This is a genomic window from Micromonospora sp. NPDC004540, assembly GCF_040610095.1.
GTDB lineage: Bacteria > Actinomycetota > Actinomycetes > Mycobacteriales > Micromonosporaceae > Micromonospora.
This window is the reverse complement of record NZ_JBEXLR010000128.1, coordinates 1-15906: the sequence shown is the minus strand read 5'-3', so window position 1 is coordinate 15906 and position 15906 is coordinate 1. Positions and strand designations below refer to the sequence as shown.

The following is a 15906-nucleotide window of genomic DNA, read 5'->3' as shown; positions in this document are numbered from 1 at the left end:
AGACCAGTGAGATTTCTGCGGCAGACGTGGCTCGACGTCGCGAACCTAACGGCGGGTCCAGGTGCTCTAATTCAGCGCTGCCGTCCAGGCGACGACGGTCCCGGCTTCGACCCGGCCAGCGTTCCGGCCCACCGGTACGGGCTGCGCGAGTCGATCCACGGCCGGATGTCCACGGTGGGCGGCCGCGCAGAGGTGACCTCCGCCCCTGGCGCCGGCACCCGGATCCGGCTGGAGTGGTCGGGTGTCCACTGAGTGGGGAGCGGTCGGGACCGGCACGACGGACCGGCCGCTGGTGCAGCAGCGGACGCCGGACCGCGCCGGCCCGGGGTTTGCCGCGACGGCGGCGCACGCGGTGGCCGACGCCTCGGACCGGGGCGCCCGGATCGTGGTGGTGGTCATCGCGCTGGCCTGGCACCTGGCGATCGGGCTGCCGGCGCTGCTCGGCTCCTGGTCCCGGCTGGCCGCCCCGTCGGTGGTCGCCGCCGGCTGGCTGGTGACCGCGGCGATCGGCGGCGCGGCCGGCGTACGCCTGTTGCGCGGCGGGCTGCCGCCCGCCCGGCCGCTGGCGGTGGCGCTGCTGGTGGTCGACGGGACGGTCTTCGCGGCAGCCGGCGAGCGGCAGCTGTTCACCGCGGCCAACTGGGTGTGGGGCGGGCTGGCCTGGTTCTTCCTGCTGGTGCTCTGGTGGCGGCCACTGGCCTGGCTGCTCGCGCTGCTCGGAGCGCACGCGACGACCGCCCTGGCCGCGGTGGTCCTGCACGGCGCCACCGTCCCGGCCGACCTGAGCCGCTACGCGATGTACGTCTACGGCACCTCGTCGCTGCCGGTGGCGGTCTTCGCCGGGGCGGCGGCGATCGCCGCGCTGGCCCGGGACCGGGCCGGCACCGCCGCGACGGCCCTGGCGGTGGCGGCGGAACGGGATGCGGCGGAACGGGCCCGCCGGGAGCGGCAGGGGCGGCTCGCCCTGGTCAGCGGCACCGCCGAGGAGGTGCTGGCCGCCCTCGCGGCCGGCGAGGCCGACCCGGCCGACCCGGCGGTACGCCGCCGCGCCGTGCTGGCGGCGGCCCGGCTGCGCCGGCTGATCGCCGAGTCGGACGACGTGCCGGATCCGCTGCTGCACGAGCTGCGTGCCGCCGCCGATCTGGCGGAGCGGAACGGCCTGCCGATCGAGCTGGTCGCCGTCGGGGCGCTGCCGGAGCTGCCGGTCGAGGTCCGCCGGCGGCTGGCCGACCCGCCGACCGCGGCGCTCGCCGGCGCCCGGGGCTGGGCCCGGCTGACCGTGGTGGCCGGCCCGGACGAGGTGGTGGTCAGCCTGGTCACCCCCGATCACGAAGGGCCGGACGCGACCGGCCCGCCCGGAGGCGACGGGGACGGGTCGGTGGAGCACCTGCACGAGCGGAACGGGGAGATCAGATGGACGCAGACCCGGTGGCGGAGGACGTGACCGGCGGGCAGCCGGTCGGCGTGGCGATCGTGGACGACCATCCGGTCGTGATCGACGGGGTGCGGGCCTGGCTGGCCGGCGAGCCGCGGCTGCGCGTGCTGGCCACCGGGGACGACCCGGACGTGGTGCTGCGGGCCGCCCCGGAGGCCGATGTGGTCCTGCTCGACCTGCGGCTGCACGGGCGGATGGTGCTCGACAAGCTGGCCGAGCTGAGCGCCGCCGGCCGCCGGGTGGTGGTCTACTCCGAGCACACCGACCCGGACACCATGCTGGCCGCGCTGGACGCGGGGGCGGTGGCGTTCCTGGCCAAGCACGAGGGGCGGGAGCACTGCGTGGCCACCGTGCTCGCCGCGGCGAGCGACCGCCCGTACGTGCCGCCGGCGCTGGCCGGGGCGATCGTGGGCGACCCCCGGCCGGACCGGCCGACCCTGTCGGACAAGGAGCGCGAGGCCCTGCTGCTGTGGTTCCAGTCGATGTCGAAGGCGTCCGTGGCGCGCCGGATGCGGATCAGCGAGCACACCGTGAAGCAGTACGTGGACCGGGCGCGGATCAAGTACACCCGGGCGGGGCGGCCGGCGGCCACCAAGGCGGCGCTGCTCGCCCGGGCGATCGAGGACGGCCTCGTCCGGCCGGAAGATGTCGGCATCTACCGGTCACAGGCGTCCGCCGACCGGCCGACCCCCTAACGGGTGTCATGACAGCCGCCCCCGGGTCGGCCAGGCTGGACGTGTCGCCAACCGCCACCGGGAGGTCGTGACCGTGCAGGAGGACGCCGCACCCTTCTTCATCGGGCCGCACCGCTTCGACGCGGACGACGATCCCACCCGCCCCCTGCTCGACCAGCGGCACGTGCTGCTCCCGGAGCCCGGCGAACAACTGCTCGGGCAGCACCGGCTGCCGGTGGCGGGTCACCTGCTCGGCCCCACCGACGATCTCCGGTCCTGGGCACTGCCCACCCCGGCCACGGTCACCGTGACCGACCGGCGGCTGGCTTACGTCTGCACCGGCTCGGAGCTGTCCCTGATCTCCGGGCGGGACGGCCGGACGGACGCCCGGCACCGGCGCCCGGTCCGGCTGTCCCGCCTGGTCAGCGGCCAGATCCGCTGGCAGTGGCCGTCCCGGCTGGAGGTGGCCGAGGGCCCGGACGGCGCCGGCGAGCTGCGGGTGGTCTGCGACGCGCTGCGCACCATCCGTCAGCCGGCGCTGGCGCTCGCCGGCCCGATCTGCCTGGTCGCCGCGCTGGCCCGGCAGGTGCGGCGTTCGGTGGCCGCGTTCCGGCTGGCCCGCCCGGAACTGGTGGACCTCTCCCCGCCGGAGCGGGACACCCTGACGGTGCGGATGGGCCCGGTGCCCGGCCCGGTCCCGGGCGCGGTGACCCTGCCGGGCTCGCTGCCGGTCGAGTTCCTGTCCCGGGACGACTACTACCGCCCGGCCGAGGCGGAGCCGCCTGCCTGGCCGCGCCAGGACGTCCCGGCGCGGGACCGCCCCGGCTCCGCCTGCTGAGGCGAGGGCTCAGCCGGCCAGTCGCAGCGCGGCCGGGGCGGGGCGGCCCCGGGCGCGCAGCCGGCGCAGCATCCGGGCGTCGGTGAAGCCGACCGCGCGGGCGGCGGCCTCCACCGTGGCGCCGTGCCCGATCAGGTGTTCGGCCCGTTCCACCCGCAACAGTTGCTGGTAGCCGAGCGGGGTCAGCCCGGTGGCCTGCCGGAACAGCCGGCTCAGGGTGCGTTCGGCGACGCCGCAGGCGGCGGCCAGCTCGGCCAGGGGCAGCGGCTCGGCGTAGTGCCCGTCGATCAGGTCCTGCGCCCGGTGCACCGCGTCGGACAGGTGCGACCGGTGCCGCATCATCGCGCTGGCCTGCTGCTCGTGGCCGTTGCGCCGGGCGTACACGACGAGGGTGCGGGCGATCCGGGCGGCCACCGCCGGGCCGTGCCGGGCGGCGACCAGGTGCAGCGCCACGTCGATGCCGCTCGCGATGCCGGCGGAGCTGACCACCCGGTCGTCGACCACGTAGAGCACGTCGCGGACCACCCGGGCCGCCGGGTGCCGCCGGGCCAGCTCGTCCTGCACGTCGTGGTGGGTGGTGCAGCGCCGTCCGTCGAGCAGGCCGGCCCGGGCGAGGGCGAAGGCGCCCGCGCAGACGCTCGCCACGGTGCCGCCGGCCGCGTGGTGGTCGGCCAGCCGCCGCAGCTCGTCCGGCCCGACCGGCCCCGCCGGGCCGTGCGCCGACACCCGCCATCCGGGTACGACCACCAGGTCGTCGCGGTCCAGCGCGGGCCAGTCCGGCGTGGCCCGCAGCGACACCCCCTGCACGGTCGGCACCTCGGGCGTGGCGGCGACGTAGTGCAGGCGGTAGTCGTACCCGAGGTCGGCGGCGGTGGAGAAGACCTGGGCCGGCCCGGCCAGGTCCAGCAGATGCAGCTGCGGGACCAGGAGGAACACGACCCGGGCCATCGGATCAGGCGCCGACCGGGACGGCGTCGGTCACCTCGGCGACGGTGCGGACGGTGGCGAACCGGCCGGCCAGGGCGTACTCGGTGCGGGTGGTCATCTCGGCGGCGGACAGGGTGCGTGGGTCGGCCAGGATCCGCTCCAGCGGGGCGTCGGCCGGCAGGTCCCGGTGCGGGGTGGGGAAGGTGACCGTGGCGTCGGTCACGAAGGTCATCTCGTAGCCGAGGTCGCAGCCGACCCGGGCGGTGGTCTCCACGCACTGCTCGGTGCGGATGCCGCAGACCGCCACCGCGCGGATCCCGGCGAGGGTGAGCACCTGCTGGAGGTTGGTGGTGGTGAAGGCGTTGTGCGAGGTCTTGACCAGCGTCGGCTCCCCGGCCGCCGGGGCGAGCCCGTCGATCAGCCGGACGTGCCCGAGCGCCGGGTCGAAGACGCCACAGCTGCCCGGCTCGGCGTGCAGGACCCAGACCACCAGGTCGCCCCGGCGACGGGCCGCGTCGACCAACCGGTTCACCTGGTCGACGATGTCCGGCTGGGAGGCGTGGGCCCAGATCGGGCGCTGCCGGAAGGACTCCTGGACGTCGATGACGACGAGTGCTGCTCTGCTCATGGGCTCGATCCTGGCCGGGCGGGCGCCCGGCCGGCAGACACCATCATGCCCGGATGCGGAACGATCCGGCCAGGTCCCGGCCCCCCGGCGTGGCTCAGGAGGTGGGGGTGCGGCGACCCGGGCGGTCCAGCTCGGCGGCCTGCTCCGGCGTGGGCGCGGAGCCGCCGAGGTGGGCCGGCTGCCACCAGGCGTCGTCCGGGCCGGCGGGCTGGTCCGGGTACTCCCGCTGGGCCCGGTCGACCAGCGCGGTGAGGCGGGTGCGCAGCTCGGCGGTGAGGGCGTTGCCGTCCGGGTGGGCGGCCGGGTCGATCGGCTCACCCACCAGGATGGTGATCGGGGTGTGCCGGCGGGTCAGGGTGCGCGGCCGGCCCTTGGTCCACAGCCGCTGGGTGCCCCAGAGCGCGACCGGCAGCAGCGGCACGCCGGCCTCCTGGGCCATCCGGGCCGCGCCGTTCTTCAGGTCCTTGACGGTGAACGAGCGGCTGATGGTGGCCTCCGGGAAGACGCCGACCACCTCGCCGCGGCGCAGCGCGCCCACCGCGGCGGCGTACGAGCCGGCGCCGGCGGCCCGGTTCACCGGGATGTGCTTCATGCCGCGCATCAGCGGGCCGGAGACCTTGTGCCGGAAGACGGCGTCCTTGGCCATGAACCGGACCAACCGGCGGGACTCGTGTGCGCCGTACCCGCAGAAGATGAAGTCGAGATAGCTGACGTGGTTCGAGGCCAGCACCGCCCCGCCCGTGCGCGGCACGTGGTGGCTGCCCTCCACGCGCAGGCGCAGGTCGAGGGCGCGGAACATCGTCTTGGCGGCGAGGATCACGGGCGGGTACACGAGTTCCGACATTCGCCAACTTTACCCCGAGTAGGTTACGCGACCGTAGGGGCGAGAAGTGCGGTCGGACACCCCGCTCTGCCCTCGGCAGAGCGGGCTCGCCGGTGGCGTGGCCGGGCGGCCAGCATGGCCGGATGACCGATCGCGCCGTACTGCTCTGGATCCACGGCGGCGGGTGGCAGGCCCGCTCCGACGAGGACGGGGCCGCCCTCGCCCCGCTCGGGCTGCGGGTGGTGCCCGCGACCTACCGCTTCGTGGCCGAGGCCCGCTGGCCGGCCCAGCTCGACGACGTACGCGCCGCCGCCCGGGCCGCCCGGGCCGCGGCGGGCGGGCTGCCGCTGCTGGTCGGCGGCGACTCGGCCGGCGCGATGCTGGCCCTGCACCTGGGCCTGCGCGGGGTGGACCGGCCGGGCGACGTCCGGGCGGTGCTGGCGTACTGGGCGCCGGTCGACCCGCTGGACCCGGAGTGGCGACGGCTGCGCCGGCACGACGATCCCTGGGCGGGCCTGCTCGGCCACCAACCCGCCCCGGGCGACGCGGCGACCGTCGACGCCACCGTCGCCAGCCACCTGGGTTCGGGCGTGCCGGTGCTGCTGGTGCAGGGCCGCGACGACGCCGCGGTGCCGGCCGCCCAGTCGGTCGGGCTGGCCGGCCGCCTGCTCGCCGCCGGCCACCCGGCGCACCTCTGGCTCACCCACGGCGGGCACGCGCTCGACCTGGCCCGCCCCGACATCCGGGCGGTCACCGCCGCGTTCCTGGACAGCGTCCTGCCGGCGGCCTGAGCCGACTACGGTGCAGGGCATGCCCGATCTCACCGCGATCGTCATCCACTGCCGCGACCCCTACCTGCTCGCCCCGTTCTGGAGCGCGGTGACCGGGCTGCCCGTGGTCGAGGAGGACCGGGTGAAGCTCGCCGACCGGTCGCTGGAGCCGGACGAGTCGGTGCTGCTGCGCGACCCCGCCGGCCGCCGGCCCGACGTCTGGATCAGCCCGGTCGACGACCTGCCCGGCCCCGGCCGGATCCACCTGGACCTGGTCGGCGACGCCGAGGAGCGGGCGGCCGTGCTGGAGGCGGGCGCGACGGTGGTCCGCGAACTGCCCCGGTGGACCGTGCTGGCCGACCCGGAGGGCAACGAGTTCTGCCTGCTCCCCCGGAGCGAGGCGCACGGCGACACGCTGCTGCCCGGGCACTGAGCCACGCGGCGACGCGCCGCCGACCCCTCGGTCGGCGGCGCGCACGGCTCCACGGGTCAGGCGGCCAGGTTGTGCAGGTCCAGCCGGCCCCGGGCGAAGGCGTCCACGCGGCCCCACCGGCCCGGGATGTCCAGCACCTCGATCCGTCCCATGCCGATCGGCAGCCGCGGGTCCACCGAGAGGTGCCCCTCGTGCGGTTCCAGCCCCAGCATGGTCCGGATCAGCAGCAGCGGGGTCCCGGTCGACCAGGCCTGCGGGCTGCACGCCGTCGGATACTCCACCGGGAACTTGGTCAGCTCCCGCTGGTAGCCGCCGAACGCCTCCGGCAGCCGCCCGTCGAAGTAGCGCGCCGCGTCCAGGATGCCGTTGGCGATGGTGGCGGCCTCCTCGGCGAAGCCGTACCGGCGCAGGCCCCAGGCGATGAAGGAGTTGTCGAACGGCCAGATCGTGCCGTTGTGGTAGCCGATCGGGTTGTAGCGGATCTCGCCTTCGGCCAGGGTGCGCACCCCCCAGCCGGAGAAGAGCCGCGGGCCGACGAGGTGCGCGGCGATCTGCGCCGCCCGGTCCTCCTGCACGATGCCGCTCCACAGCAGGTGACCGATGTTGGAGCTGAGCACGTTGCACTGCCGGCCGGTCGGGTCCAGCCCCAGGGCGTAGTAGCCGCCGTCGGCCACCCACCAGTCCCGGTTGAACCGCTCCTTCAGCTCCGCGGCCTCGCGTTCCAGTTGGTCGGCGTACGCCGCGTCGTCCCAGAACTCCCGGGCCAGCCGGGCGGCCCGCATCTTCGCGTCGTACGCGTACCCCTGCACCTCGCAGGTGGCCCGCGGGAACGGCGGCAGCGTGCCGTCGGAGTACGAGAGGGAGTCCCAGGAGTCCTTCCAGCACTGGTTCTCCAGGCCGGTGTCGGTGTTGCGCCGCTCGTACCAGACGTAGCCGTTGCCGACCAGGTCGGCGTAGTCGTCGATCCACTTGAGCGCGGCCCGGCACTCCCGTTCCAGCTCCTTGACCAGCGCGACGTCACCGCTCCACTTCTCGTACTCGTCGAGCAGCACGATGAACAGCGGCGTCGCGTCCACCGAGCCGTAGTACGGCGAGTGCGGCTGCTCCTCGAAGGCGGCGGTCTCGCCGTAGCGCATCTCGTGCAGGATCCGCCCCGGGTCCTCGTCGCGGAAGTCGTCGAACCGGGTGCCCTGCAACGCCCCCAGGATGCGCAGCGTGGTCTTCGACATCTCCGGCGCGAACGGCAGCACCTGGAGGCAGGTGAAGATGCTGTCCCGGCCGAACATGGTCATGAACCACGGCAGGCCGGCGGCCGGCAGGGTCTGCCCGCCGAGCGAGAGCGGCGAGAACCGCAGCGCGGCCAGGTCGATGAGGCTGCGCCGGTACGTCGAGGCCACCTGGCCGTGCTCGCTGTTCACCTTCGGCGCCTTGGCGACCCACTGCTCCAGGTCGTGCTGGAGGGCCAGCCGCTCGGTGCCGTGCGCCCGCAGCCCCATCCGCAGGTCCCGGCCGCCCGGGCCGACCGCGTGCGTCTGCACGTCGATGGCGGTGTCCCACTGCTCGTTGGGTTCCAGGTGGATGGTCCAGGCGAACCCGTTGCGGTCGTAGCGGGCCGGCCGGGAGGCGGCGATGACCGTCTCCCGCCGGAAGTTGCCCCGTCGGTAGCCGAGCCGCAGCTTGTCGGACTCCGCCTCGGCGTAGGTCTCGCCCTTCTTGTTCAGGATCTCGTCCTTGACCTGGAACAGGTCGGCGAAGTCGGAGCCGGCGTCCATCCGGATCTCCAGGTCCACCGCCTTCTCGTCGTGGTTGAGGATGGTCAGCGTCTCCCGGAAGCTGCCGCCCACCGCCCGCTCCCGGATGATCGACAACTTGGCGTCGATGTAGTGCGTGGCCATCCCGGGCACCAGGAAGAACCGGGCCTCGTAGTACTGGAGGTCGTCGTAGGAGAGCGAGTTGAGGCGCTCGCCGTTGACGGTCAGCACCCATTTCGACAGGAACCTCGTGTCGATCGAGAAGAGGCCGGTGGGCTCGGTCGGCGTGGCCTCGATGTCACCGGTGTCCTCGGAGACCACGAACGTGTTGCCGTCCAGGATCCGGATGGTGTTGCTCGCGGCCATCAGGCAGCCCTCCTCTGGAACGCGTGGTGCGGCCCGCGGGAATCCCCCGGACCGGGAAAGATCCGTTCCACCTGCAACACCAGACGCAGGTCGCCGGAGACCGTCATGTCGCCGCGCAGCAGCGCCGCGATGGCGTTCTCCTGGCCGCTCACCAGCTCGCCGAAGAGCCGCGGGTCGGCACCCACCACGGTGTCGGCCTCCTGGTCCTCCTGGCGGACCCGGAGGTTGCCCCGGTCGATCTCCAGCAGCCAGTGCATGGTCTGCGCTCCCTCGTGCAGGTCGAACCGGAGGGTTCCGGCAGTCTTGGCCAGCAGCGGCTCGTACCCGCGCCGGTCCAGGTCCTCGAAGAATCTCGTGGTCATGTCCATCCGGGCGACTCCTCCCGCCATCCGCGCCCTCCGACGTCCGAGGACGGGTCCCCGCCCGCTACGGCGTCAACCTCGCCCGCTTCGGGTGAGTCACCCGGCCGGCGGCGTCGGGTCCGGGGGATACGGTGCCGAACGGCCCCGGGCATGCGCGAACGCCGGCCCCCGAACCGGGGGCCGGCGTCACCGCGGCGGACGAGTCAGTTGTTCGGTTCGTCGGCGCTGATGTCCGCGAGCACCGATTGGGGTTCCCGTTCCACGGCCAGGTCACCCATGGAGACCAGGCCGACCAGGCGGCCGTCGTCTATCACCGGCAACCGGCGGACCGCGTAGGTGCGCATCAGGTCGGCGGCGGCCACCGCGTCGTCGTACTGACTCACCGTCACCACGTCCTTGCTGGTGATCTGGTTGAGCCGGGTCGTGCTGGGATCCATGTTCTCGGCCACGCCCCGGACCGTAATATCCCGGTCTGTAACGATGCCGACCACTTTGTCGCCATCGGTCACCACCACGTCGCCGATGGCGCTGTCGCGCATCTCCTGTGCCGCGGCGGTGAGGGTGTCGCTGCCGTTCATCGTCACCAACCGGGTCGTCATGAACTCTCCGACCGTTGTCATGGTGCTCCCCTCTCGGTGTCGGCACCGCGGTCTACCCGGCGGCGCGAACGAGGTAACGCCACCGGCACCCGGCGGTCAGCCGCGCGGCCGCATCCCGTAGAGCCGCTCGACGTGCAGCCGGAGCACCAGCCGGCGCTCGGCCACCATGGCCCGCCGGAAGTCGTCCCAGTCCGGGTGTTCGCCCTGCACCGCCCGGTAGAGCCCGACCAGTTCCTCGACGGTCGGGTCGTCCGGCCGCTCCGCCACCGGGGTCAGCTCGGCGCGGGCCTCCGCCACCGCGTACGCCCAGCCGTCCTCGCTGCTCACGTGGTAGCTGGCGCGGGGGTCGCGGCGCAGGTTGGCGGTCTTGGCCCGGCCGTCGGTGACCGAGACCCGGATCAGCCCGGCGTCGGGGTCGAAGGAGTGGACCACGGTGGACAGCTGGGGCCGGCCGTCCCGCTTCAGGGTGGCGAGCACCCCGAGCCGGCGGCTCGCGATGAGATCGGTCAGGGCCTGCCGGGTCCGCTCGTCCGCCATGGGGGCCTCCCGTGTCGACTGGTGTGGTCGACCCCCATCTCACCGCATTTCCCGCCCGCGTGCCCGGCCACCCGCCGGGCCCGCGGGACCGGGGTCAGCGCCGCTCGGCGGCGACCAGTTCGGCGAGCTGCACGGCGTTGAGCGCCGCGCCCTTGCGCAGGTTGTCGTTGGCGCAGAACAGGGCGAGGCCGTGCTCGACGGTCTCGTCGGCCCGGATCCGCCCGACGTACGTCGGGTCCTGCCCGGCCGCCTCCAGCGGGGTCGGCACGTCGTGCAGGGCCACGCCCGGCGCGCCGTCGAGCAGCTCGCGGGCCCGGGCCGGGGTGATCGGGCGGGCGAAGCGGGCGTTGATCTGGAGCGAGTGGCCGGTGAAGACCGGCACCCGGACGCAGGTGCCGGAGACCTTGAGCTGGGGGATCTCCAGGATCTTGCGGCTCTCGTTGCGCAGCTTCTGCTCCTCGTCGGTCTCGAAGGAGCCGTCGTCGACGATCGAGCCGGCCAGCGGGAGCACGTTGAAGGCGATCGGGCGGGCGAACGAGCGCGGCGCGGGGAACTCCACGGCCGACCCGTCGAAGGCAAGCCCGGCGGCGTGCTCGGCGACCTTGCGGACCTGCTCGTCCAGCTCGGCCACGCCGGCCAGGCCGGCTCCGGAGACCGCCTGGTAGGTGGCGACGACGAGGCTCACCAGCTCGGCCTCCTGGTGCAGCGGCCGCAGCACCGGCATGGCGGCCATGGTGGTGCAGTTCGGGTTGGCCACGATGCCCTTGGGCCGGTCGGCGATGGCGTGCGGGTTGACCTCGGCGACCACCAGCGGCACCTCGGGGTCCATCCGGAACGCCGAGGAGTTGTCGATGACGACCGCGCCGGCCTCGGCGACGCGGGGGGCGAGCTCCCGGGAGGTGCCCTTGCCCGCCGAGAAGAGCACGATGTCGAGCCCGCGGTAGTCGGCCGTGGCCGCGTCCTCCACGGTGACCTCGCCGTCGCGCCAGGGCAGCGTGCGCCCGGCCGACCGGGCCGAGGCGAACAGCCGCACCTGCTCCGCCGGGAACTCGCGCTCCGCCAGCACCTGCCGCATCACGCCACCGACCTGGCCGGTGGCCCCCACAATGCCGATCCTCATGCCCGCGAGGCTACCCAGCGGGGCGGGGCCGGCGGGAAGCCTTTCCCACCGCGCGGGCCGCCGGCCGCCGGCCGCGCCCTCCGCCGAACCGGCCGTCGACCTGCAACCACAACGCCGGCGACGGGCCGTCGGCGGAGAATCCCCGGCCGTCCGGGGCCCGGGCCGCAGCATCCGCGTCACCCGCCGACGGCACGGCGACGGCCCGACGCGACGGGAATCACATCCCGCGGCCAGGCCGTCGGCACCGCACCGAACCCGGTCAGGGGGTGTGGTCGACCACCTCGCCGAGGCCGGCGGCGACCAGCTCGTCCCGGATCACCGCCGAGTCGCCCTCGACCACCAGGGTGAGCGACTCCGGGTGCAGGTGGGCGGCGGCCGCCGCGGAGACCTCCTCGACGGTCGCGGCGAGCAGCGCCTCACGCAGCCGGGCGTGGTAGTCGTCCGGCAGGTCGTGCACGACCAGCGTGGTGAGCGCCGAGGCGATGGCCCGGGGGCTCTGCAGCTCGACCGAGAGCTGGCCGGCCCGCCAGGAGCGGGCCACCTCCAGCTCCGCCTCGGTCACCCCGGTCAGCCGGGTACGCGACACCTCGCCGACCGCCTCGACCAGGGCCGGCGCGGTCACCGCGGTCTGCACCCCGGAGCTGATCGCGAACCGGCCGAACCGCCGGGACGAGGCGAAGTCGCCCCGGATCCCGTACGTGTAGCCGCGCACCTCGCGGATGAGGTGGTTGAGCCGGGAGGTGAACGCCCCGCCGAGCACCGTGCCGGACAGCGTCATCGGCACGTGGTCCGGGTGGGCGCGGTGCGGCGACGGGTGCCCGAGGCGGAGCGTGGACTGCACCGAGCCGGGACGGTCGACCAGGATGATCCGCCGCCGGTCCGACAGCGGCACCTCGATCGGGCCGCCCTTCTCCACCACACCCCCGCCGGCCCCGCTGAACACCGTCGCGGCGAGCGCGTCGAGGTCGATCCGGTCCAGGTCACCGGCGACGATCAGCGTGCCCGGCCGGATGAACCACTCGGAGTGGAAGACGGTCACGTCGTCCACGTCCAGGGCGGCGACGCTCTCCGGGTCGCCGTACAGCGGGCGGCCCCAGCGGTTGTCGGCGCCGAACAGGTCGGCGCGGAGCACGGCGTCGGCCCGGGGGCCCGGGTTCGCCCAGTCCATCCGCAGCGCGGTCGCCTCGTCGTCGCGGACCCGCCGCACGTCGGCCGGGTCGAGCTTCGGCGTCCGCACCGCCTCGGCGAGCAGTTCCACGGCCGCGCTCAGCCGGTCGACCGGCACCTGCACGCTGACCTGGAACGAGTCCCAGTCCAGGCCGCTCACCAGCTCGGTGCCGAGCGCCTCGATGGCCAGGGCGTACGCGGTGGCGTCCCGCTGCGCGGTGCCCTCCTCCAGCGCCTTGGCCAGCACCCCGCCGACTCCTTCCTTGCCGACCGGCTCCCGGCCGGCGCCGCCGTCGAGCAGCAGCAGCGCGACGGCGAGGTTCTGCCCGGGCAGGTGCGCGGCGACGACCTGGCCGCCGGCGGCGGACCGGCGGACCACCTGCGGGAACCGGTACGGGCGGGCGGCGCCCGGGCCGGGACGGGTGGCGATCAGCGTCATGAGGTCTCCTCGGGCACGTAGGTCAGGGTCGCCCGGTCGGCCGGGCCGAGCAGCTCGGCGGCCTGCTCGGCGATCTGCTCCGCGGTGACGGCGAGCCAGGCGGGCAGCCGCTCGCCGGCCCGGGCCGGGTCGCCGAACTGGGTGGCGTACCGGCCGAGGGCGTCGGCCCGGCCGTCCACCGTGGACATCTGTCGCCACCACATGGTGCTCAGCAGCGCCTTGGCCCGGTCCAGCTCGGCGGCGGTCACGGGCACGGTGGCCAGTTCGTCGACCACCTCGGCCAGCCCCTCGCGCAGCCGCTCGCCGGACACTCCGGGGCGGGCCGTGGCGGTGGCGATCAGCGGCGCGGGGCCGTGCGCCAGGTCCACCCCGTACGCCCCGACCAGGTCCGGCTGGGCGATCCGCTCGCCGTCGGCGAGCCGCTGGTAGAGCCGGCTCCCCCGGCCGCTGCCCAGCACGGTGGCGAGCACGGTGGTCACGTCGTAGCCGGGGGTGCCGAACGGCCGGGTGCGGTGCGCCACGTAGACCCGGGGAGCGGGCACGTCGGAGACGACGGTCTCCGCCGCGGGCCGCCCGGTGGCCGGGACGGTGCGGCCGTCCGGGCCGGCCGGGATGTCGTCGCGCGGCGGCAGGGCGCCGAAGTACTTGTCGGCCAACGCGAACACCTCGGCGGCGGTGGTGTCGCCGACCACGGTGAGCACGGCGTTGTTCGGCGCGTACCAGGTGCTGTGGAACGCCTGGAAGGTGGCCAGGTCGGCGGCGTTCAGGTCGGCCATCGAGCCGATCGTGGCGTGGTGGTACGGATGCCCGGGCGGGTAGAGCAGCGGCAGCAGCCGCAGCCAGGCGTCGCCGTACGGCACGTTCTCGTAGCGCTGGCGGCGCTCGTTCTTCACCACGTCCCGCTGGTTGTCCAGCGTCTCCTGAGTCAGCGCGGGGACCAGCCCGCCCATCCGGTCGGCCTCCAGCCAGAGCGCCAACTCCAGGTGCTCGGCCGGCACCGTCTCGAAGTAGTTGGTCCGGTCCGGGTTGGTGGTGGCGTTGAGCGAGCCGCCGGAGCCCTGGATGAGCTTCATGTGCTCGGTCTTCGCCACGTTGACCGAGCCCTCGAACATCAGGTGCTCGAAGAGGTGGGCGAAGCCGGTCTGGCCCTCCGGTTCGTGGCGGGAACCCACGTCGTACCAGAGGTTCACGGCCACGGCGGGGGCGGTGCGGTCCTCGCTCACCACCACGCGCAGGCCGTTGTCCAGTCGGGTCGTCTCGATCGGCCAGGGGTAACCGCTGTCGGGCATGGCACGACGCTATCCGATCTCGCGGGCGGAAAGGTGACGTGCGGGGAGCATCGTCGCCGCGCGCCGGGGTACTCGCCCGGCATGTCCTCCCCCGCATCGTCCCCGGTCGAACGCGCCGCCGCCGCGCTGGCCCGGCTCCGCCGCGCCCGCCTGCTGCATCCCGCCGGCCGCACCTTCTCCGCCGAGGTGCTCATCTGGGGTACGCCGGGCCCGCCGACCGGCGTGCCGCTGCTCGACCTGCCCGGCCGGTGGCCGGCGACGGTCCGGCTCTCGAAGGGGGTGCCCACCCCGGGAAGCTGGCCGGACGTGCTGGGGGTCGGCATCCGGCTGCACCGCGACCCGGAACCGCCGGTGGACCTGCTGGCGAGCTCCAGCGGCGCGGCGCCGGTGCTGCGCCACCTGCCGCTGCCCCGGCGCCGCTTCACCGGGACGTACAGCTCGATCATGTCGTTCCGGGCCGGACGGCGGCGGCTCTACCTGGCGGTGCTGGCCGACCCCGACTCGCCCGAACTGGGCCGCGGCCTGGCCGAACTCCCCGCGGTGGCCGGCGACGACGGGCCGCGGCTGGTGCTGGCGGTGGCCTCGGCGGTCGGGCCGTGGCGGCCGTTCGGCGAGGTGCGGCTGGACGGCCGGCGCGGCGCCCGGGAGGACGCCGCGCCGGCCTTCGATCCGATCGGCAACGTGCCGCCGGGCCTGCGGGTGACCGGCCAACTCGCCTGGTTGCGGGAAACCACCTACCGGGGTTCCCAGCGGGCCCGCGGCGTCGTGCTCAGTCGGGCGGCTCGACGGGGGTGACGGTCTGCTCGGAGGTCCGGTGCTCCAGCACCGTGTCCGGGGCGGCGTTCCGGTCCTCCTCCCGGATGTCCGATTCTTCGAGGATCGCGTCGGCCTGCGCCTCGGGATCCTCGCTGCCCACCGCCGCCTCCTCGGGCAGCAGGTGGCCGCGGGACTCGATCCGGTCCTGATCGCTCTGCTGGTGGCTCATGCCGTCCTCATACCCCCGCCAGGGCCCGGCGGAACCCCGCCCTTCCCAGCATGCGGTACGACCGGCAATTCGTTCCGGTGAGCGTTCCCGCACCCGTGGCGGCCCCACTGGCAGCCCGCCTCCCAGGATTCGGGACGGAAGACCGGTCCAGCCGGCCGATCACCCGCACGGACGGCGGGCGGACACGTGCCGTGCCGCCGGAGTTACCGCTCGTTTCATCGACCAGGGTCAACATGAGGCGCGGCTTACCCGACGAGCGGGTGAGACCACCCCTCCCGTCGGGTACGCTGGCGGGCGTGACGCGGTCGTATCGATGGTTTAGGCAGCCGGCTGGAGGAGCCGGTGACTCAACCATGAGCTGACGTCACTCCTCTTCGAGCCGGCCGGGCAGGGATGATTCCCTGCCCTTTCGCGTACGAGCAGCCGGCTCGATCCCGGGCGCCGGCCCCGGGCACGGTCGGCGGAAGGAACCCCACCGTGACGACGACCCCGGACGTCCATCGGGTCATCGACCAGCGGATCGACCGTGTCGTGCCGCTGACCACCCCGGCCCTGCTGCACCACCACCTGCCCCTCGACGAGTCCCTCGCCGAGGCCGTGGTGGCCGGCCGGCGTGCCGTCGGCCGGGTGCTGGACCGTGCCGACGACCGGCTGCTGGTCGTGGTCGGCCCCTGCTCGGTGCACGACCCCGCCGCGGCCCTGGAGTACGCGGCCCGGCTGCGCCGGGCCGCCGCCCGGCACGCCGCCGCCCAGCGCGAGGTGT

Annotated in this window: 17 protein-coding genes and 2 pseudogenes; 8 read left to right on the top strand and 11 right to left on the bottom strand. The window is 74.6% G+C overall.

Translation table 11 applies throughout. The annotated features are described in order from the left end of the window. The 4 genes and pseudogenes from ABZV78_RS28715 to ABZV78_RS28700 form a co-directional block, all read left to right on the top strand. Nucleotides 1-252 (top strand): annotated as a pseudogene (locus ABZV78_RS28715) (hypothetical protein); the annotation flags it as partial. 37 nt (nt 253-289) lie between these two features. Continuing rightward, nucleotides 290-1444 carry a hypothetical protein gene (locus tag ABZV78_RS28710; protein ID WP_355643547.1) on the top strand — a complete coding sequence of 385 codons (1155 nt, stop codon included), beginning with the start codon at nt 290-292 and terminating at the stop codon, nt 1442-1444. Then, the gene (locus tag ABZV78_RS28705; protein WP_355643544.1) at nt 1414-2130 is read left to right on the top strand and encodes a response regulator transcription factor; all 717 of its coding nucleotides are present in this window, start codon (nt 1414-1416) and stop codon (nt 2128-2130) included. Before ABZV78_RS28710 ends, ABZV78_RS28705 begins: the two co-directional genes overlap by 31 nt. Before the next feature lie 73 nt (nt 2131-2203). Further along, nucleotides 2204-2947: a hypothetical protein gene (locus ABZV78_RS28700; RefSeq protein ID WP_355643546.1), complete on the top strand. Its 744-nt coding sequence runs from the start codon at nt 2204-2206 to the stop codon at nt 2945-2947. A 9-nt stretch (nt 2948-2956) separates the two neighbouring features. On the opposite strand, the gene ABZV78_RS28695 is transcribed toward ABZV78_RS28700, so the two are convergent. The 3 genes from ABZV78_RS28695 to ABZV78_RS28685 all read right to left on the bottom strand — a co-directional run bounded on the left by ABZV78_RS28695 (nt 2957) and on the right by ABZV78_RS28685 (nt 5346). Beyond that, nucleotides 2957-3895 (bottom strand): DJ-1/PfpI family protein, encoded by a 939-nt coding sequence (locus ABZV78_RS28695; RefSeq protein WP_355643542.1) that lies wholly within the window; start codon nt 3893-3895, stop codon nt 2957-2959. Nucleotides 3896-3899: 4 nt separating this feature from the next. Continuing rightward, the gene (locus ABZV78_RS28690; protein ID WP_355643540.1) at nt 3900-4502 is read right to left on the bottom strand and encodes an isochorismatase family protein; all 603 of its coding nucleotides are present in this window, start codon (nt 4500-4502) and stop codon (nt 3900-3902) included. A 94-nt stretch (nt 4503-4596) separates the two neighbouring features. Continuing rightward, the gene (locus ABZV78_RS28685; protein WP_355643538.1) at nt 4597-5346 is read right to left on the bottom strand and encodes a lysophospholipid acyltransferase family protein; all 750 of its coding nucleotides are present in this window, start codon (nt 5344-5346) and stop codon (nt 4597-4599) included. A gap of 122 nt (nt 5347-5468) precedes the next feature. Between ABZV78_RS28685 and ABZV78_RS28680 the strand changes: the two genes are divergently transcribed. Together ABZV78_RS28680 and ABZV78_RS28675 are read left to right on the top strand one after the other, a co-directional pair. Next, nucleotides 5469-6116, top strand: a complete 648-nt coding sequence (locus ABZV78_RS28680) for an alpha/beta hydrolase (RefSeq protein ID WP_355643537.1) — start codon at nt 5469-5471, stop codon at nt 6114-6116. Nucleotides 6117-6135: 19 nt separating this feature from the next. Beyond that, nucleotides 6136-6528, top strand: a complete 393-nt coding sequence (locus tag ABZV78_RS28675; protein ID WP_355643535.1) for a VOC family protein — start codon at nt 6136-6138, stop codon at nt 6526-6528. 56 nt (nt 6529-6584) lie between these two features. Here the strand turns inward: ABZV78_RS28675 and ABZV78_RS28670 are convergent, their stop codons facing one another. The 7 genes from ABZV78_RS28670 to ABZV78_RS28640 form a co-directional block, all read right to left on the bottom strand. Continuing rightward, nucleotides 6585-8645 carry a glycogen debranching N-terminal domain-containing protein gene (locus ABZV78_RS28670; protein WP_355643533.1) on the bottom strand — a complete coding sequence of 687 codons (2061 nt, stop codon included), beginning with the start codon at nt 8643-8645 and terminating at the stop codon, nt 6585-6587. Next, on the bottom strand, nt 8645-9013 hold the full coding sequence (locus tag ABZV78_RS28665; RefSeq protein ID WP_355643531.1) for an SCP2 sterol-binding domain-containing protein: 369 nt from the start codon (nt 9011-9013) through the stop codon (nt 8645-8647). The genes ABZV78_RS28670 and ABZV78_RS28665 overlap by 1 nt, the downstream gene beginning before the upstream one ends. A 197-nt stretch (nt 9014-9210) precedes the next feature. Beyond that, nucleotides 9211-9627, bottom strand: a complete 417-nt coding sequence (locus ABZV78_RS28660; RefSeq protein ID WP_355643529.1) for a CBS domain-containing protein — start codon at nt 9625-9627, stop codon at nt 9211-9213. Nucleotides 9628-9702: 75 nt separating this feature from the next. After that, nucleotides 9703-10143 (bottom strand): PPOX class F420-dependent oxidoreductase, encoded by a 441-nt coding sequence (locus tag ABZV78_RS28655; protein WP_355643527.1) that lies wholly within the window; start codon nt 10141-10143, stop codon nt 9703-9705. A gap of 94 nt (nt 10144-10237) precedes the next feature. Then, nucleotides 10238-11263: an aspartate-semialdehyde dehydrogenase gene (locus ABZV78_RS28650; RefSeq protein WP_355643525.1), complete on the bottom strand. Its 1026-nt coding sequence runs from the start codon at nt 11261-11263 to the stop codon at nt 10238-10240. A gap of 259 nt (nt 11264-11522) precedes the next feature. Beyond that, nucleotides 11523-12869 carry a pitrilysin family protein gene (locus ABZV78_RS28645; protein WP_355643523.1) on the bottom strand — a complete coding sequence of 449 codons (1347 nt, stop codon included), beginning with the start codon at nt 12867-12869 and terminating at the stop codon, nt 11523-11525. Continuing rightward, on the bottom strand, nt 12866-14158 hold the full coding sequence (locus ABZV78_RS28640; protein ID WP_355643522.1) for a pitrilysin family protein: 1293 nt from the start codon (nt 14156-14158) through the stop codon (nt 12866-12868). The genes ABZV78_RS28645 and ABZV78_RS28640 overlap by 4 nt, the downstream gene beginning before the upstream one ends. A gap of 81 nt (nt 14159-14239) precedes the next feature. On the opposite strand from ABZV78_RS28640, the gene ABZV78_RS28635 reads away from it, so the two are divergent. Continuing rightward, the gene (locus ABZV78_RS28635; protein ID WP_355643520.1) at nt 14240-14953 is read left to right on the top strand and encodes a phosphodiesterase; all 714 of its coding nucleotides are present in this window, start codon (nt 14240-14242) and stop codon (nt 14951-14953) included. Here the strand turns inward: ABZV78_RS28635 and ABZV78_RS28630 are convergent. Continuing rightward, a complete protein-coding gene (locus ABZV78_RS28630) occupies nt 14928-15143 on the bottom strand; it encodes a hypothetical protein (protein ID WP_355643518.1) in 216 nt (71 codons plus the stop codon). The genes ABZV78_RS28635 and ABZV78_RS28630 overlap by 26 nt on opposite strands. Before the next feature lie 477 nt (nt 15144-15620). Here ABZV78_RS28630 and ABZV78_RS28625 point away from each other — a divergent pair. After that, a pseudogene (locus ABZV78_RS28625) lies at nt 15621-15906 on the top strand (3-deoxy-7-phosphoheptulonate synthase); the annotation flags it as partial.

Excerpts from the sequence above, each read along its gene's own strand:
- ABZV78_RS28705 (WP_355643544.1), top strand. The coding sequence starts at position 1,414 with ATGGACGCAGACCCGGTGGCGGAGGACGTGACCGGCGGGCAGCCGGTC.
- ABZV78_RS28695 (WP_355643542.1), bottom strand. The coding sequence starts at position 3,895 with ATGGCCCGGGTCGTGTTCCTCCTGGTCCCGCAGCTGCATCTGCTGGAC.
- ABZV78_RS28690 (WP_355643540.1), bottom strand. The coding sequence starts at position 4,502 with ATGAGCAGAGCAGCACTCGTCGTCATCGACGTCCAGGAGTCCTTCCGG.
- ABZV78_RS28685 (WP_355643538.1), bottom strand. The coding sequence starts at position 5,346 with ATGTCGGAACTCGTGTACCCGCCCGTGATCCTCGCCGCCAAGACGATG.
- ABZV78_RS28680 (WP_355643537.1), top strand. The coding sequence starts at position 5,469 with ATGACCGATCGCGCCGTACTGCTCTGGATCCACGGCGGCGGGTGGCAG.
- ABZV78_RS28675 (WP_355643535.1), top strand. The coding sequence starts at position 6,136 with ATGCCCGATCTCACCGCGATCGTCATCCACTGCCGCGACCCCTACCTG.
- ABZV78_RS28670 (WP_355643533.1), bottom strand. The coding sequence starts at position 8,645 with ATGGCCGCGAGCAACACCATCCGGATCCTGGACGGCAACACGTTCGTG.
- ABZV78_RS28665 (WP_355643531.1), bottom strand. The coding sequence starts at position 9,013 with ATGGACATGACCACGAGATTCTTCGAGGACCTGGACCGGCGCGGGTAC.
- ABZV78_RS28660 (WP_355643529.1), bottom strand. The coding sequence starts at position 9,627 with ATGACAACGGTCGGAGAGTTCATGACGACCCGGTTGGTGACGATGAAC.
- ABZV78_RS28655 (WP_355643527.1), bottom strand. The coding sequence starts at position 10,143 with ATGGCGGACGAGCGGACCCGGCAGGCCCTGACCGATCTCATCGCGAGC.
- ABZV78_RS28650 (WP_355643525.1), bottom strand. The coding sequence starts at position 11,263 with ATGAGGATCGGCATTGTGGGGGCCACCGGCCAGGTCGGTGGCGTGATG.
- ABZV78_RS28645 (WP_355643523.1), bottom strand. The coding sequence starts at position 12,869 with ATGACGCTGATCGCCACCCGTCCCGGCCCGGGCGCCGCCCGCCCGTAC.
- ABZV78_RS28640 (WP_355643522.1), bottom strand. The coding sequence starts at position 14,158 with ATGCCCGACAGCGGTTACCCCTGGCCGATCGAGACGACCCGACTGGAC.
- ABZV78_RS28635 (WP_355643520.1), top strand. The coding sequence starts at position 14,240 with ATGTCCTCCCCCGCATCGTCCCCGGTCGAACGCGCCGCCGCCGCGCTG.
- ABZV78_RS28630 (WP_355643518.1), bottom strand. The coding sequence starts at position 15,143 with ATGAGCCACCAGCAGAGCGATCAGGACCGGATCGAGTCCCGCGGCCAC.